Consider the following 15,882-nt stretch of genomic DNA (forward strand, 5'->3'; position numbering starts at 1 on the left):
CATGCCGCTCAGCGGTCTCGGTTCCAATCCCAGCTCTTCCAAAAGCCGCTTCATCGCCCCCGTCGTCATCTCGCTCGTTCTGCAGGTGGCGCTCGCCTCGCATATCTCGATCCTGGGCGGGACCTTCAACCTGGCCGTCGCGCTCGCCTGCGCGCTCGCCCCGGCGCTCGCTCCGGGCCAGGCCGCGCTTGCGGGCTTTGCCCTCGGCCTCTTCTTCGACCTCACCAATGCGGTTCCCGTGGGGCTCATGTCGTTCTTGCTCACCATCGCGGCGTTCGCGCTCGCAGGTGCTTCGGGCGGCCATGCGCTCGGGTTCACCAGCGATGGCATCCGCCTGACCGCGGCCGCGGTGCTCGTCGTCTGCCTCGCTTACGGATTCGCCTCCTTCCTCCTCGGCGTCGACACGAGCTTCGTGAGCTCTGTTTTCGGTCACGGGCTCGCCACGGGCATCTTGAGCGTCATCGCCAGCCTGCCGCTGCTCGCCTGCTTTGGCTCGGGCGACGCGGGCCGGGGCTTCAGCGCGGCGCGACACGGCTCGCGGTACAAGGGGCTGAGGTAGGTAGCCGCCATGGATGCCAAGCTCATCGTCATCATCGCCGGCGCCATTCTCATGCTGGCGATCCTCATCTCGCTCTTTGTGCTGCGCAGCTATTCCGGGCGTTTTACGTTCGACACGGTTACCGGCACCCGGCCGAAGGCTTCGGAAGGGGAGGGCAACACCTCCGGCTCCCAGCTCAAGGGGCGCTTCCAGATCCTGTCTTTCGCCGCCGGGGCATCGCTCGTGGCGCTCATCGCTAAGCTCTGGAGCATGCAGATGGTCTCCTCGGACCATTACGAGACGCTTTCCGAGGAGAACCGCACCCGTACCGTCACCACCGCGGCCCCGCGCGGGCGTATCCTCGACCGCGACGGCGTGGAGCTCGTCACGAATCGGGCCACGCTGAACGTGTCCTCGTACCGGTCGCTCGCCGACGATACCGTGACCGTGCGCCATCTCGCGAATGTGCTCGGCTTGCCCTACATCGCCGTCATGCGGAGCATCCAGGACTACAGCCAGAGCGCGCAGAGCCTGCACGCCATCGCGTCCGACGTGCGCCGCTCCACCGTGGCCTACATCCAGGAGCACGCCGCGGAGTTCCCCGGCGTGAACGTGGTGGAGGGCTCCGAGCGCTCCTATCCCTACGGCACGCTCGCGTGCCACCTGCTCGGCTACACCGGCACCATCACCCAGGAGCAGCTCGATAAACAGAAGAAGGACTCCTCCAAGAGCGCCGGCGATATCACGTACGAGTCGGGCGATATCGTGGGCCAGGCCGGCGTGGAGGGCCGCTACGAGTCGCTGCTCCAGGGCATTCGGGGCGAGCAGACGGTGCGCGTGGACTCTGCCGGCACGGTGGTGGGCCAGGCAGGCTCCGTGGATCCCCGGCCCGGCAGCGATATCAAGCTCACCATCTCGCTCAAGATCCAGCAGGCATGCGAAGAGGGTCTGAAGATCGGCATGGAGCGCGCCCAGGGTACGGCCCGTGCCGGCGACGCCGCCGCCATCGTGTGCCTGGACTGCACGAACGGCGAGATCCTGGGCATGGCGAGCGCGCCGACCTTCGATCCCTCGGCGTTCGTGGGCGGCATCTCGAGCGATGATTGGGACAAGCTCAACTCCGAGGAGCACCGCACGCCGCTCGTTAACCGCGCCATCGGCGGCCAGTACATGTCGGCCTCGACCATCAAGCCGCTCTCCTCGCTCGCCGGCATGGAGTTCGGCGTCTACTCGGCTTCCCAGACCACCAACTGCACGGGCTTTTGGACGGGCTTCGGCAAGTCCAGCGGCAAGTGGTGCTGGAACCATAGCGGACACGGCACCATCAACCTGAGAAACGGCATCGTCTACTCCTGTGACTCCGTCTTCTACGACGTGGCCAAGGGCTTCTGGAACGCCAAGAGCGACAACGACGGCCTCCAGCAGGTCTTCCGCCGTCACGGCCTCGGCGAGGCCACCGGTGTCGATTTGCCGAGCGAGGAGCCGGGCCGCGTGCCCGACAAGGACTGGAAGGAGTCCTACTTCAAGGACTGGACGGACGACCAGCGCTCCTGGAACGCGGGCGACCTGCTGAACATCGTCATCGGCCAGGGCGATATCCTCGTCACCCCGATCCAGATGGCGTGCGTGTACGCCGGTATCGCCAACGGCGGCACCCAGTACGTACCGCACGTCTTCCTCTCCGCCGTCGCCCGCGACGGTGAGGGGGATGCCGCCACCTACCAGAAGAAGGAGCGCCTGACAGCGAAGATCCACGCCAAAGCCGATCTCGAGCTTATCCGCGATGGCCTCCATGGCATGCCCTACGAGGAGTCAGCCTCGGTCGCGGCGCACTTCAACAACCTTCCCGTGAGCGTGGCGGCAAAGACCGGTACCGGCGAGAAATCTGGTGAGGACGAGTATGGCTGGTTCGTCGCCTACGCGCCCTTCGATAAGCCGCAATACGTTGTGGCGTGCATCATCGAGCGCGGCGGATTCGGCGCCGAGTGCGCGATGCCCGCCGTACGCAACGTGCTCGGCGCCATCTACGACTCGCCCGATACGTCCTATAGCGGCACGTCCGATCAGACCATGTAGGGGGTGGATGCCATGTCTTCGAATGCCAGCAGCCTCAAGCGTGTGAACAAGCAGCGATCTTCCGTGCGCGGGGGAATCTCGCAGCAGGTGAACGTCACCGTGCTCCTTGCCACCGCGGCGCTCATCGCCTACGGCTCGCTCATCATCTGGACCGCCTCGCTCTCCATCGCTGAGGCGTCGTTCCCGCGCCACCTCCTGGGCATCGGCCTCGGCCTCGTCCTCGCCGTGCTACTCGCCCGCACGGACCTGCGGGGGCTCGCCGGGATGTCCACGGTGCTCCTGGCGATCGACATCCTGGTGATCTTCTCGCCCTACATCCCCGGCCTCTCGTACAACGCCAAGGGCATGACCGGTTGGATGAAGCTGCCCGGCATCGGCCTCACCTTCCAGCCGGTGGAACTCGCGAAGATCATCACGGCGTTCTTCATGGCCGGGTTGGGCGCCCAGTACAACGGTCGCATCGATTCCGTGCGGGAGTACGCTAAGCTCTGCGGCATGCTCGCCATTCCGTTCTGCTCGGTCGTACTCGCGGGAGACCTGGGCAGCGGACTCGTGGTCTTTATGGGCGGCGTGGTGATCATCTGCATGAGCGGGCCCCGCAAGGAATGGGTGCTCGCCACCATCGCCATGCTCATCGGCCTCGTCTCGCTGCTGCTCGCCGCCGACTCCGTACTCGACGGCCTGCTCGGGCACGACGTCCTCATCAAGCAGTACCAGATGAACCGCCTGCTCGTGTTCATCGACCCTGAGAACGCTAACTCCGACGACGCGTACAACCTCATGCAGTCGCTCATCGCGGTGGGTTCGGGCGGCTTTTTCGGCAAGGGCATCGGGCACGCCACGCAGTCGGGCTCGGGCTTCCTCCCCGAGGCGCACACGGACTTCGTCTTCGCCCTGCTCTCGGAGACCTTCGGCTTTCTGGGCGCCTTCCTCCTGATTGCGCTCTATGCCGTGCTCATCCTTGCCACCATCCGCGTGGCGTACAAGGCCGATTCGCCCTTCCAGCGGCTCGTATGCGCAGGCATCGTGGGCATGTGGACGTTCCAGATCTTCGAGAACATCGGCATGTGCATCGGTCTCATGCCCATCACGGGCATCCCGTTGCCCTTCATCAGCTTCGGCTCGTCGTCCATGATGATGCAGTGCGCCACGGTGGGTATCGTACAATCGGTGTGGCGCCATCGCGCCAAGTCATCTTAGGCGCACCGGTCGGTCGGGTATCCCGGGGCCGAGCGCTTCTCATAAGGGGGAGAGAACATGAACGTACCCATCGATAAGATCGCCGGTGCCTTCAAGGCGGCCGGGTCCGCCAAGAAGGATTCCGACGTGCCCGTGCGCGTCTCCGTCTTCGTGGACGGCAGCGCGAGCACCTTCCTGCTCCGGACGGTTCGAGAGGCGCTCGTGCCGCAGACCACCTCGGCGATCGTGCGCGTGGAGCGCCTGGGGGAGACGCCGGTGACGGTGAAGCCCGACACTGACGTCTCCATCGTCATCTCCTGCGGGTCCGAGCACCTGCAGCAGCGCGTGCAGGAGATCGTCATCGGCGGCGCCCCCACGGTCGTCCTCGCTGAGAGTGCCGTGGAAGTCGGCTTCATCCAGGAGGACACGCCCATGCTCGGACTCGTGGCCGCCACCAACAAGACGTACCTACTCGAATCCCTCGCCCGCTGGATTCTCGACCGCACGGAGAAGGACACCGCCTTTGCCGCGAACTTCCCGTTCATGCGCGTCGCCGCAGCCAACCGCATCATCCTGAATGCCTCGGCGGCGAACCTCGTCACGGGCGCGCTGCTCTTCGTTCCCGGTGCCGACTTCCCAGTCATGGCCGTGGCCCAGCTGGGCATGATGGCGCAGCTGGCGCTCGTGTTCGGCAAGCCCGTGCGCCCCGAGCGCGGCTACGAGGTGGCGGGGGTACTCGTCGCGGGGCTGCTCATGCGCGCCCTGGCGCGGGCGGTCGTGCCCGCCGCCGGCCATCTCGGCTTCGTGGTGAAGGCGCTCGTCGCAGGCTTCGGCACCTATGCCATGGGCCGGGCGCTCACCGCGCTCTACGAGGCCGATGTTGATTACGCGCGCGCGAACCAGGCCGTCGCCTCCGCGGCTCGCCACGGGCGCGATTTCATCTCGCTCGTCTCCGGACGCGCCCGCGCGGCCGATTCCGCCGACGTCGCCCAGGCAGCGTAAGCGCATGCGGGTCGCCTACGAGGACCGCTTCCACGAGCTCGAGCCGCTGCTCGCGCATGTTGAGAAGCCCAGCCGCTACATCGACCACGAGTGGGGCGCCATCCGCAAGGACGACGCGGACTACCGGTGCTGCCTCGTGTATCCGGACGTCTACGAGGTCGGCCTGCCCAACCAGGGACTCGCCATCCTCTACCAGTGCGCGAACGCCGTTCCCGGCGTGGCGTGCGAGCGCGCCTACGTTCCCTGGATCGACATGGCCGACGCGATGCGCGCGGCCGGCGTGCCGCTGCTCTCACTCGAGGGCGCGGCCCCGCTCGCCTCATTCGACCTCGTGGGCTTCCAGATCCCCCACGAGATGGCCGCTACCAACTACCTCGAGGCCCTCGACCTTGCGGGCATCCCCCTACATGCCGACGAACGCGGGGAAGGGGACCCGATCGTCATCGGCGGCGGTCCGAGCGTCTTCAACCCCGAGCCGCTCGCGGCCTTCTTCGACGCCTTCCTGATCGGTGAGGGCGAGGAAGCGATCGCCGAGATCTGCCGGGAGCACCGCCGTCTGCGCGACGCCGGGGCCAGTCGCCTTGAGGTCCTGCGGGGCTTGGCGCGTCTGCGCGGCGTCTACGTGCCGTCCCTGTACCGGCTCAGCCACGAGGGGCCCTGCACCCCGAGCGGCTACGCCGTCCCGCGCGTGGGCGAGGACGTTCCCCCTGTGGTGTACAAGCGCGTGGTGGAGGACTTCGGCGGCACCGACGCGCTCACCCAGTCCGTGGTGCCGTTTGCCCAGCTCGTGCACGACCGCCTCTCCGTGGAGGTGCTCCGCGGCTGCGCGCGCGGCTGCCGGTTCTGCCAGGCGGGCATCACGTACCGCCCGGTGCGCGAGCGTACGCCCGACCAGATCGTCTCCGCCGTCTCGCGCGGGCTCTCCGCCACGGGTTACGACGAGGTCAGCCTGACCTCGCTCTCCACCACCGACCACTCCTGCTGTCGCGCCATCCTGCGTCGCCTCAACCGCCGCCTGGAGGACACGGGCATCTCGGTGAGCATCCCCTCCCAGCGCCTCGACTCCTTCGGCGTCGACATGGCGCTTGAGGTGGCGGGCGAGAAGAAGGGTGGTCTGACCTTCGCGCCCGAAGCCGGAAGCCAGCGCATGCGCGACATCATCAACAAGAACGTGACCGAGGAGGACCTCGACCGCGCCGCCCGCGCCGCCTACCTCGAGGGATGGAACCGCATGAAGCTCTACTTCATGATGGGTCTCCCCGGAGAGACCGATGACGACGTAGTGGCCATAGCGAACCTCGCCGACCACGTGCTCGAACTCGGCCGCGAGGTCGTGTCCAAGGCGCGGCGCGGCAGCCTCTCCGTCTCCATCTCGGTCTCCGTCTTCATTCCCAAGCCGCACACGCCCTTCCAGTGGTGCGCGCAGCTCGATTACGAGGACGTGAAGCGCAGGCAGAAGCTGCTGCTCGAGAGCGTGCGCAACCGCGCGGTCCGCGTGCACTGCCACGATGCCTCCACCTCGCTCGTCGAGGCCGTGCTCTCTCGCATGGGGCGCGAGGCCGCGGGCCTCATCGAGGGCGCCTGGCGCCGTGGCCAGCGCTTCGACGCCTGGACGGAGCAGTTCAACCTGGACAACTGGATCGCCGCGGGCGAGGAGCTCGGGCTCGACCTCTACGGGATCGCGCACGAGCCGTTCGACCTCGATGCGCTCCTCCCCTGGGACCACGTGAGCCCCGGTTCCTCCAAGGGGTTCATGCAGCGCGAGTACCGCCGCGCGCTCGCCGGCGAGACCACGCCCGACTGCACGCGCACGAGCTGCACCGGATGCGGCGTCTGCCCCACGCTGGGCGTGAGGAACGTGTTGGTGGGTGAGCGCGTATGACGAGGAAGGCAAAAGGGTCCGGGAATTCGAATACTGCCGAGAAGACCGCCAAGCAGCTGCGGAGCGCCCCGCGGCCCGCTATCGAGCAGACGCTCTTCCGGCTGCGCGTCCGCTACGTGAAGCAGGGGCGCCTCGCCTATCTCGGCCACCTCGAGGTCATCCATTCCATCGAGCGCGCCATCCGCCGAGCCGGGCTTCCCTATGCGGTGAGCCAGGGCTTCTCGCCCCACATGCGCGTGGGGTACACCTCGGCGCTTCCAGTGGGGACGAGTTCCACCTGCGAGTGGTTCGACGTGTTCCTGACCGCGCTCGTCCCCGGACCCGAGGCGCTCGAGCGCCTGGTCCGGGCGAGCGCCCCCGATCTGCGTCCGGTCCAGGCAGGCTACGTGGGCGTGCGCGATCCGGCCCTCACGGCCCTCATCACCCGCGTGGGGTATCGGATCGACCTTTCCTGCGGCATGTCCCTGGAGGAGCTCAAGGCATCCATGGCCGCCGTTTCCGAGCTCGCCGAGATTCCCTACGAGCGCTCGGGCAAGCAGAAAGTTCTCGACCTCGCGAAGACCCTCGGCTCCTGGGAGCTCGAGCCGGCAGGGGAGGGCGCGTTCCATCTCGTGCTCCACACCCGCGCCGACAACGAGGGGTCGCTTCGGCCCGAGATCCTGCTCGCCCGGCTCGACCGCGAGCTCAGGGGGAGCACCGACGCGATCGCGTCCACGGGCATCCAGGACCTCGAGAGCATTCCCGTCTACCGGGTGGAGCGCATCTACCAGCGGGGCATGGGCGAGCATGGCGCGACCGTCGACCCGCTCTGAGCGCGGGGCCGTCAACGTCCTCCGCGTGGCTTCGCTCCGTTCGCTGTCGGGCGCACAAGTTGTGCATCCAGCGAAATCCCACAAATTGCCTGTTGACGGGCTAGGGGGACGCTGGTACCATGAACGACCGTTGCCAAGATACACCAGTGCATGAAGGGCAAGGAAATGTACGCAATCGTGAAAACCGGCGGCAAGCAGTATAAAGTCGCCACCGATGACGTCATCACCGTCGAGAAGCTCGAGGGCGAGGTCGGCTCCAAGGTCACCCTCCCCGTCGTGTTCCTGAACGACGGCAAGAAGATCGTCACGGACCCTGCCAAGCTTGAGAAGGCCAAGGTCACTGCTGAGATCCTCGACCAGTTCAAGGGCGAGAAGCAGCTCGTCTTCAAGTTCAAGAAGCGCAAGCGCTATCGCAAGCTGCAGGGTCACCGCCAGCAGCTCACCAAGGTGAAGATCACCAAGGTTCAGGCCACGAGCCGCGCAGCTAAGAAGACCGCATCCGTCGAGGAGCCTGCTCAGGCCCCCGAGGCCGAGTAGCGCACGCTGCTTCGGACGTTCTGTTTAGGAAAGAGGTACAGACATGGCACACAAGAAAGGCCTTGGTTCCTCCCGTAACGGTCGCGACTCCCGCGGCCAGCGCCTTGGCACCAAGCGTTTCGATGGCCAGACCGTGAAGGCTGGCGAGGTCCTCGTTCGTCAGTGCGGCACGCACATCCACCCCGGCGAGAACGTCGGCCGTGGCAAGGATGACACGCTCTTCGCGCTCGTCGAGGGCAAGGTCAAATTCACCAAGGGTCTCAAGCACCGCGTGAACGTGCACCCCGTCGTCGAGGCCTAATCGATCCTTCACGCACAAGGTTCACATGGGAGGCTCCCTGGCAGCGCTGGGGAGCCTCTTTTGATACCATCGGGAACAGCGGCGCCTGAGCGTTCGCTCCCGGTCTCACTCATCGTTCGAAAGGACCCTATGGGCCAGTTCACCGATATGTGCCGCATCAATGTGTGCGGCGGCGACGGCGGCGCGGGCTGCATGTCGTTCAGACGCGAGGCGTTCGTGCCCAAGGGAGGACCCGATGGCGGCGACGGCGGGCGCGGCGGCGACGTCGTGGTCGTTGCCGACCCCCAGCTCTCCTCACTGATCGACTACCGTTTCAAGCACCATTTCCGTGCCGAGCGCGGGACGCACGGCCAGGGCTCTAAAAAGGATGGTAAGGACGGCGAGGACCTGTTGCTGAAGGTTCCGCTGGGGACTGTGGTCTGGGAGCTCGACCCTGCCACCATGGAGCATACCGAGCGCCTGGCCGACCTCACGCACCCCGGCGAGCGCATCGTGGTCGCCCCCGGCGGCGCCGGGGGACGCGGCAACCCCCATTTCGTCTCGTCCACGCGCCGCTCTCCCGCCTTCGCCGAGAAGGGCGAGCCCGCGCATGAGCACTGGATCGAGCTCGAGCTCAAGCTCATGGCTGACGCCGCGCTCGTGGGCCTTCCCTCCGTGGGGAAGAGCTCGCTCATCGCTCGCATGAGCGCCGCCCGGCCCAAGATCGCGGACTACCCCTTCACCACGCTCGTTCCCAACCTCGGCATGGTGCGCGCCGGCGACTACAGCTTCGTCGTGGCCGACGTGCCCGGACTCATCGAGGGCGCGAGCGAGGGCAAGGGACTCGGGCACCAGTTCCTCCGGCATATCGAGCGCACGGCGCTCATCATGCACGTGGTCGATATCACCGGCGGCTTCGAGGGGCGCGACCCCCTCGAGGACTACCGCGTCATCAACCGCGAGCTCGAGGCCTACGCTCCCGAACTCGCCGCGCGCCCGCAGGTGGTGGTGGCCAACAAGTGCGATGCCTCCGGTATGACCGAGCGCGTGGAGGAGCTGCGCCGAGCGGCGGTGGCGGACGGCCATCGGTTCTTCGCCGTCTCCGCGCTGACCGGGGCCGGCATGAACGGCTTCAAGCTCGCCTGCGGCGAGATGGTCGCCAAGCTGCGTCGCCAGATCGCCGAGGAGGCCGCCGCCGAACCCGTGGTGGACGAGGGCCTCTGGGAGCGTCGTCGTCTCGCCCGCGAGCGCGCCTTCGCCATCCAGCGCGAGGAAGCGCATGCCTGGCGTGTGCGGGGCACCCGTATCGAGCGCCTGGTGGTCCAGACGGACTGGGAGAACGATGAGGCCGTCACCTACCTCCAGCACCGCTTCTCACGGCTCGGTCTGGACGACGCCCTGGTGAACGCCGGGGTGCAGCCGGGCGACGAGGTGCGCATCTGCGGTTTGGCCTTCGCCTTTGAAGGCGCCTCCGAGCTCGCCGACGACGATGACGAGCTCTCGGCCGAGGATATCGCGCAGATCGAGGCCATGAGCGTGGACGCTTCCGAGGACGGCGAGTAGGGTGTCCGTTCGCCAGCCGGGCCTTCCCGAGCTCGGTGCCGATCCCAGCCGGACCTATCGCCTGGGCATCATGGGCGGCACCTTCGACCCCATCCACTACGGCCACCTGGTGACCGCGGAGCAGGCGCGCGAGGCGCTTCGCCTCGATCTCGTGCTCTTCATGCCCGCCGGCCAGCCCGCCTTCAAGCAGGGGAGGGGCGTCACCCCCGCCGAGGACCGCTATGCCATGACGCTCCTCGCCACGGCTGCGAACCCCGCGTTCGACGCGAGCAGGTTCGAGATCGACCGCGAGGGCATCACCTACACGGTGGACACCCTGCGCGCGCTCCGGGCCCACTATCCCGAGAACGTGCGGCTGTTCTTCATCACCGGGGCGGATGCCATCCTGGACATCCTTTCCTGGCGAAACGCCGCCGAGATCGCGCGCCTCGCCACGCTCATCGCGGCGACGCGCCCCGGCTACGACATCAACCAGGCATGCGAGCGTGTCGAGGGTTCGGGCCTGCCGTTCGACGTTCGCTACATCGAGATCCCCGCGCTCGCGGTGAGCTCGTCCTACATCCGCGAGCGGGTGGCCGAGGGCAAGAGCGTCCGCTACCTCACGAGCGAGTCGGTCATGGGCTATATCAAGAAGAACGGCCTCTATCGCCGCGATCACCAGGAACGCGTGGAAGGAGCCGAGGTATGAACGGAAAGTCCACGATGACCGCCGCCGAGCGCGAGCGCTTGGACCAGATTCGCGGGGCACTCGAGGCGCATATGGAACCCGTCAAGCCCAAGCGGTACGAGCACTCGCTCGGCGTGGCGGAGACCGCCGGCCGGCTTGCGCGGACCTACGGCGTGGACGAGTTCCAGGCCACGGCCGCCGGGTACGTGCACGATTGGGACAAGGTGCTCACGAACGAAGAGCTGCTCGCCCGTGCCGAGCGGTACGGCATCAAGATCGTCGGTCCAGCCGAGCGCTCCGTGGCCCTGCTCCACGGCCCCGTGGCCGCCGTCGAGCTCCCGCGTCTTTTCCCTGACTTGCCGCCTGCGGTCTTCCAGGCCGTCGACCGGCACACCGTGGGCGCCGAGGACATGTCGCCCCTCGATATGGTAGTCTTCGTGGCCGACGCCATGGAGCCCCACCGCAAGGGCGATTACGCCGACCGCCTGCGCGAACTCGCGGGGAAGGTCTCACTGACCGAGCTCTTCTTCCAGTGCTTCTCCCAGGGGCTCGTCTACGTGATCCAGACGGGCCGCTACCTCTATCCCACCGCGGTGGGTATCTACAACACGTACGCTATGATGGACGGGCGAAACGAGCCCGCCTCGAACTGAAGGGATTTCATGAGCGATTCGATCGAGACGACAGAGCTGCCCGAGCTGGGCGAGGCCCTGAACACCGAGGATATCCAGATGCCCGTTGCCGGGGACCGCAGCTCGGCATCGCTTTCGAGCACGGGCGTCGACGCGCGCTCCGTGGCCGAGGAGGCCGCGCGCGCCGCGGACGCCAAGAAGGCCGAGGACGTCGTCGTGCTCGACCTCACCGAGCTCTCCGATGTCTGCGACTACTTCGTGATCTGCACCGGCACCAACGCCCGCCTGGTGGACGCGCTGGTTGACGAGGTGGAGGAGAAGGTCGCCAAGGCCTGCGGTGAGCACCCCTTCAGCATCGAGGGCCGCGACCAGCGCCAGTGGATCCTCATGGACTACGGCAGCGTCCTCGTGCACGTCATGACGACCGAGGCACGCGAGTACTACCGTCTCGAGAAGCTCTGGGGAGACGCGCCCAAGCTCGACTTGGGACTCGAGTAGCCCTCAAACATCCTTGTACTTATCGCGCCGGACGATGTCATCCTTGAATCGTGCGGCGCGTCCGTATGCAACGGCGTCCGCGCCAAAGCGCTCACGCAGCCGGTCCACGGCAACGGAGAGCTCACGACGGTTGCTGCTGACCGCTCCGCGCTCGTCTAGGTCCTCGAAGAGGTCCGCCTGCACCGGCGCGTCCGCATCCGAGAACCCGCTCATGCCGAGGCCGGCCAGGCGTACGTGCATGCCCTCGTGCCAGATCCCGCGCAGGAGCTCGAGGGCAATGGGAACGAAGAGGTTCTCGTCGTCGGTGGGATGGGCGAGCCGGCGCTGCATCGTGTGCCCCTCGCCATAGCTGTGCTTCAGCTTGACCGTGACCGTTCTGCCCGCGAGCCCCTTGGCGCGCAGGCGCCGGCCCACGCTTTCGCCGATGAGCGCGAGCGCGGCTTTCACGTCCGCGAGCTCCACGAGGTCCTTGGCGAAGGTCCGCTCGTTGCTTACGGATTTCACGTCCTCGGGCGCGTCGATCGCGTGCACGTAGCTCACCTCGGCCCCCGCAGCGCGCCTGCGGACCATCTCCGCGTTCACGCCGAAGATGGGGGAGAGCTGGGAGACGGGAGCCCCCGCGAGCTGTCCAAGCGTGCGGACGCCGATCTTGGCGAGCGCGCGGTCCGCAGAGGCCCCGATGCCGCTCATGGCGCGCACCGGGAGCGGGGCCAGGAAGCCGTGCTCGGTTCCCGGTGGCACCACGGTAAGGCCGCGCGGCTTGTCGCGCTCGCTCGCGATCTTGGCGACCGTCTTGTTGCATCCGAGTCCTATGGAGCAGGTGATGCCGAGCTTCGCTACCCGATCTGAGATGCGGCGCGCGATCTCGACCGGCCCCTCCACGGAGTAGCGTCCCGGCGTGATGTCGAAGAAGGCCTCGTCGATGGAAACCTGGTCCACGAAGGGCGTCTCGTCGGCGAGGATGGCCATCACGCGCGCGCTCATCTCGCGGTAGCGGTCGAAGTGCCCATGGGTCCAGATGGCCGCGGGGCAGAGGCGCTTTGCCTGGGCGCTGGACATCGCCGAGTGCACGCCGAACCTCCGCGCCTCGTAGGAGGCCGTCGAAACTACGCCGCGTTTCTCGGGGTCGCCGCCCACGATCACGGGCTTACCTCGCCATTCGGGATGGTCGAGCTGCTCCACGCTCGCAAAGAAGGCGTCGAGGTCCATGAGGCCGATGGCAGGCCCCTTCCAGCCGCCGAAGAGCCCCTCGGCGAACCGCAGTGCATCGATATCGTATGTATGTTCGGTATCCATGCTTCCAGTATATCTCAACCAACCCGTCCGTCCCCCGGTATCGGATGTCGCCGGCACCATCCGATACCGGGGGACGAGTCGGTCGGGACACCTTGCGCGCTCCTGCTCCTCCAGCTAAGATGTGGAAACGTTGTCGGCCATCCCGAAGAAGTGCCCGTAAGGGGCTTCACCTGCTCCTGCCGATGACGTATCATATCTAACGTTTGTTTATCGGTGCGGCCCGTGGTGGGTTGCAAAAGATGGAGGAGTTTGCATTGGCAGTCAAGATTCGCCTTGCCCGTCACGGCTCGAAGAAGCGTCCGTACTACCGCGTCGTCGTGGCTGATTCCCGTTCGCCCCGCGATGGTCGCCTGATCGAGGAGGTGGGCCGCTACAACCCGCTCACCAATCCCAAGACCATCGATCTGGACCTCGAGAAGATCGCCGACTGGCAGGGCAAGGGCGCCCAGCTCACCGATGCCGTTGCCGCTCTGGTCAAGGCCGCGAACGAGGGCCCCAAGGCCGAGGTCGAGAAGAAGAAGTCCAAGAAGCAGCTCGCCAAGGAGGCCAAGGCCGCCGAGGAGGCCGCTGCTGCCGAGGGCTCCGAGGAGTAAATCGTGGCCGAAGAGCTCATCTCATCTGATTTCGAGGCCACTGACGCCGCTGATGAGCAGCTTCTCTCCGATCGCATCGCCGATCTTGTGGAGTACCTTATCGTCAACATCGTGGACGATATCGACTCCGTGAGCCTCGAGGTTATCGATGGCGAGGACTCCTCGACGATCGAGGTGTCCGTTGCCGAGGATGACGTCGCCAAGGTCATCGGTCGCCATGGCCGCACCATCAAGGCCATCCGCACCCTCGCTCGCGCCCTCGCGGCGCGTCTGGGGACGAGCGTCGAGGTTGAGGTCATTGGCTAGCGTGCTGGCCAGGCCGTACAGAAACATTGCCCGCATCGTGAAGACGCAGGGCAGAAACGGGGAGGTCGTCGCAGTCGCGCTGCGCGGCCTTCCTTTCTCTCTACGGCCCGGCATGCAGGTTGCTCTCACGCCGCCGGCGCTCGACCGAGATCGCTTCGTTTCCGTCGAGGTCGTCTCGGCGCTCGATGACGATTCCGCGCGCGTGCGCTTCTCTGGCTGCTTGAGCATCGCGGATGCCGAGGGCCTGGTGGGGTGCCTCGTGCTCGCCCATGCCGAGGACCTCGAGCTCAGCGAGCTCGATATCGCCTTCGACGAGCTCATAGGGCGTGCGGTCGAAGATGTGCGCTATGGGAACCTCGGCTCCATCCGCGAGGTCATGGAGACGCCCGCTAACGATGTCTGGGTTGTGGACGGGGGAGGGTACGGCGAAGTGCTCCTTCCGGTGATTCCTCAGGTCGTCGATGAGATCTCTCCTGCGGGACCGATTACCGTCCGGGCGCTCGACGGGCTCATCGAGGCCTGATCGCTCTTCTCATCTGCCGTTTAACGCCTTACCGTTCGCCCCGCCTTTTCAGGGAGGTCATCCTATGCTCATCGAGACGCTTTCCGTTTTTCCGGAGGTCTTTGAGCCCTATATGTCCTCCTCCATCATGGGGCGCGCGCGTCGTGCGGGATTGTTCGACTTCCGGGCCCACGATCTTCGCGATTGGACCCATGATCGTCATCGCACGGTGGACGATGCACCCTTTGGCGGCGGTGCGGGCATGCTCATGAAGCCCGAGCCCATCTTCGAGGCCGTCGAGGCGCTCTCAGCAGACTCCGGACTGCCGAAGCCCCATGTGGTCTTCTTCACGCCCTGCGGCGATGTCTTCGATCAACACGTGGCCGAGCGCCTCGCCCGTAGCGAGCGCATCCTCATGGTCTGCGGTCGTTACGAGGGTATGGACGAGCGGGCCTACGAGCTCGCGGACGAACGCCTCTGCATCGGCGACTACGTGCTCACCGGCGGCGAGCTCCCGGCGCTCATCGTGGCGGACGCCGTGGTGCGCCTGATTCCCGGTGCGCTCGGCGACGACATGAGCAACGTGGACGAGAGCTTCGCCACGGCCTCCGGCGGAGGCCTCCTCGAGTACGAGCAGTACACGCGTCCCGCTGATTTCCGCGGCATGGGCGTGCCCGACATCCTGCTTTCCGGCGACCATGCCAAGGTCGATGCCTGGCGTCGCCAAAACGCCGTCGAGCGCACCTGTCGCTGGCGGCCGGATCTCATTTCCACGGCCGAGCTCACTGCCGATGAACGCGCGTATGCCGAGGATTTGTTGGAACGCTTGGACGCCTCTGCCGGTAAACCCGGTTCCCCTTTGGATGAAAGGTCGTAGTCTATGGCTCCCACGGGTAATTCGCTCATCCGCTCGGCCCTCGAGTGGGTCCTTGTCCTTGCCATCGCCTTCGTGGCTTCGTTTCTCATCCGCGAGTACGTGGCGAGCCCCTACACCGTGCCCACGGCCTCCATGGAGCCGACGATCCTCGTGGGCGACAACCTGATCGCCCAGAAGGTGACCCTCGAGATGGGCAAGGGCGTCTCTCGGGGCGATATCGTCGTCTTCCATAATCCTGATGGCAGCTCCGACCACGATATCCTGGTGAAGCGCGTCATCGCCACCGCCGGCCAAACCGTCGATCTTCAGAACGGTACCGTCTACGTGGACGGACAGGCCTTGGACGAGCCCTACGCCTCGGGGAGCAGCTATCCGCTCGACGTGCAGGCGCCGGGCGTTGAGGTGAGCTTTCCCTACACGGTTCCCGAGGGGTGCGTGTGGGTAATGGGCGACAACCGCGAGAACTCCGCGGACTCGCGGTACTTCGGTGCCGTGAGCGAGGACGACCTCATCGCCGTCGGGGTCTTCCGCTACTGGCCGCTCGATCGCATCGGACCGCTCGAGTAGGTCCATCCCCCCCTCGGTCCCCGGCCGCCCGCCGGCGCGATCTCCGCCGTTTCACCGCGGGCCTTACGAGCGAAC

The 15,882-nt window shown here is 66.4% G+C and carries 18 protein-coding genes; 17 read left to right on the forward strand and 1 reads right to left on the reverse strand.

Annotated elements, in window-relative coordinates:
• The first annotated feature begins 1 nt into the window (after window position 1).
• From GDJ97_RS04325 to rsfS, 12 genes are all read left to right on the forward strand, one after another.
• A complete protein-coding gene (locus GDJ97_RS04325; protein WP_152069983.1) occupies window positions 2-559 on the forward strand; it encodes a hypothetical protein in 558 nt (185 codons plus the stop codon).
• A 9-nt stretch (window positions 560-568) separates the two neighbouring features.
• Window positions 569-2,614: a penicillin-binding protein 2 gene (gene mrdA, locus GDJ97_RS04330; RefSeq protein ID WP_152069984.1), complete on the forward strand. Its 2,046-nt coding sequence runs from the start codon at window positions 569-571 to the stop codon at window positions 2,612-2,614.
• A gap of 12 nt (window positions 2,615-2,626) precedes the next feature.
• Complete coding sequence (locus tag GDJ97_RS04335) at window positions 2,627-3,814, forward strand: FtsW/RodA/SpoVE family cell cycle protein (RefSeq protein WP_152069985.1); 1,188 nt, start codon at window positions 2,627-2,629, stop codon at window positions 3,812-3,814.
• Window positions 3,815-3,871: 57 nt separating this feature from the next.
• A complete protein-coding gene (locus GDJ97_RS04340; protein ID WP_152069986.1) occupies window positions 3,872-4,795 on the forward strand; it encodes a hypothetical protein in 924 nt (307 codons plus the stop codon).
• 4 nt (window positions 4,796-4,799) lie between these two features.
• Window positions 4,800-6,677 carry a TIGR03960 family B12-binding radical SAM protein gene (locus GDJ97_RS04345; protein WP_152069987.1) on the forward strand — a complete coding sequence of 626 codons (1,878 nt, stop codon included), beginning with the start codon at window positions 4,800-4,802 and terminating at the stop codon, window positions 6,675-6,677.
• Window positions 6,674-7,489: a TIGR03936 family radical SAM-associated protein gene (locus tag GDJ97_RS04350; protein ID WP_152069988.1), complete on the forward strand. Its 816-nt coding sequence runs from the start codon at window positions 6,674-6,676 to the stop codon at window positions 7,487-7,489. The genes GDJ97_RS04345 and GDJ97_RS04350 overlap by 4 nt, the downstream gene beginning before the upstream one ends.
• 165 nt (window positions 7,490-7,654) lie before the next feature.
• Complete coding sequence (rplU, locus tag GDJ97_RS04355) at window positions 7,655-8,026, forward strand: 50S ribosomal protein L21 (RefSeq protein ID WP_152070097.1); 372 nt, start codon at window positions 7,655-7,657, stop codon at window positions 8,024-8,026.
• A 43-nt stretch (window positions 8,027-8,069) separates the two neighbouring features.
• Window positions 8,070-8,327 carry a 50S ribosomal protein L27 gene (gene rpmA / locus GDJ97_RS04360; protein ID WP_152069989.1) on the forward strand — a complete coding sequence of 86 codons (258 nt, stop codon included), beginning with the start codon at window positions 8,070-8,072 and terminating at the stop codon, window positions 8,325-8,327.
• Between the two features lie 129 nt (window positions 8,328-8,456).
• On the forward strand, window positions 8,457-9,869 hold the full coding sequence (gene obgE / locus GDJ97_RS04365) for a GTPase ObgE (RefSeq protein WP_152069990.1): 1,413 nt from the start codon (window positions 8,457-8,459) through the stop codon (window positions 9,867-9,869).
• Window position 9,870: 1 nt separating this feature from the next.
• Window positions 9,871-10,557: a nicotinate-nucleotide adenylyltransferase gene (nadD, locus tag GDJ97_RS04370; RefSeq protein ID WP_152069991.1), complete on the forward strand. Its 687-nt coding sequence runs from the start codon at window positions 9,871-9,873 to the stop codon at window positions 10,555-10,557.
• Window positions 10,554-11,189, forward strand: coding sequence for a bis(5'-nucleosyl)-tetraphosphatase (symmetrical) YqeK (yqeK, locus tag GDJ97_RS04375; protein WP_306437636.1), 636 nt, complete (start codon window positions 10,554-10,556; stop codon window positions 11,187-11,189). The genes nadD and yqeK overlap by 4 nt, the downstream gene beginning before the upstream one ends.
• Before the next feature lie 78 nt (window positions 11,190-11,267).
• Window positions 11,268-11,666 carry a ribosome silencing factor gene (gene rsfS, locus GDJ97_RS04380; RefSeq protein ID WP_226808829.1) on the forward strand — a complete coding sequence of 133 codons (399 nt, stop codon included), beginning with the start codon at window positions 11,268-11,270 and terminating at the stop codon, window positions 11,664-11,666.
• A gap of 3 nt (window positions 11,667-11,669) precedes the next feature.
• On the opposite strand, the gene dinB is transcribed toward rsfS, so the two are convergent.
• The gene (dinB, locus tag GDJ97_RS04385; RefSeq protein ID WP_152069993.1) at window positions 11,670-12,962 is read right to left on the reverse strand and encodes a DNA polymerase IV; all 1,293 of its coding nucleotides are present in this window, start codon (window positions 12,960-12,962) and stop codon (window positions 11,670-11,672) included.
• Between the two features lie 254 nt (window positions 12,963-13,216).
• Here dinB and rpsP point away from each other — a divergent pair, with 254 nt between their 5' ends.
• The 5 genes from rpsP to lepB all read left to right on the forward strand — a co-directional run bounded on the left by rpsP (window position 13,217) and on the right by lepB (window position 15,807).
• Complete coding sequence (gene rpsP / locus GDJ97_RS04390; RefSeq protein ID WP_152069994.1) at window positions 13,217-13,555, forward strand: 30S ribosomal protein S16; 339 nt, start codon at window positions 13,217-13,219, stop codon at window positions 13,553-13,555.
• Between the two features lie 3 nt (window positions 13,556-13,558).
• Window positions 13,559-13,861 (forward strand): KH domain-containing protein, encoded by a 303-nt coding sequence (locus tag GDJ97_RS04395; RefSeq protein WP_193221307.1) that lies wholly within the window; start codon window positions 13,559-13,561, stop codon window positions 13,859-13,861.
• Window positions 13,862-13,973: 112 nt separating this feature from the next.
• On the forward strand, window positions 13,974-14,384 hold the full coding sequence (locus GDJ97_RS04400) for a ribosome maturation factor RimM (RefSeq protein ID WP_226808819.1): 411 nt from the start codon (window positions 13,974-13,976) through the stop codon (window positions 14,382-14,384).
• Between the two features lie 64 nt (window positions 14,385-14,448).
• The gene (gene trmD / locus GDJ97_RS04405) at window positions 14,449-15,240 is read left to right on the forward strand and encodes a tRNA (guanosine(37)-N1)-methyltransferase TrmD (protein WP_152069995.1); all 792 of its coding nucleotides are present in this window, start codon (window positions 14,449-14,451) and stop codon (window positions 15,238-15,240) included.
• A gap of 3 nt (window positions 15,241-15,243) precedes the next feature.
• On the forward strand, window positions 15,244-15,807 hold the full coding sequence (gene lepB / locus GDJ97_RS04410) for a signal peptidase I (RefSeq protein ID WP_152069996.1): 564 nt from the start codon (window positions 15,244-15,246) through the stop codon (window positions 15,805-15,807).
• Window positions 15,808-15,882 lie beyond the last annotated feature (75 nt).

Source organism: Collinsella sp. AK_207A (genome assembly GCF_902501965.1).
In the GTDB taxonomy this organism is placed as follows: Bacteria; Actinomycetota; Coriobacteriia; order Coriobacteriales; family Coriobacteriaceae; genus Collinsella.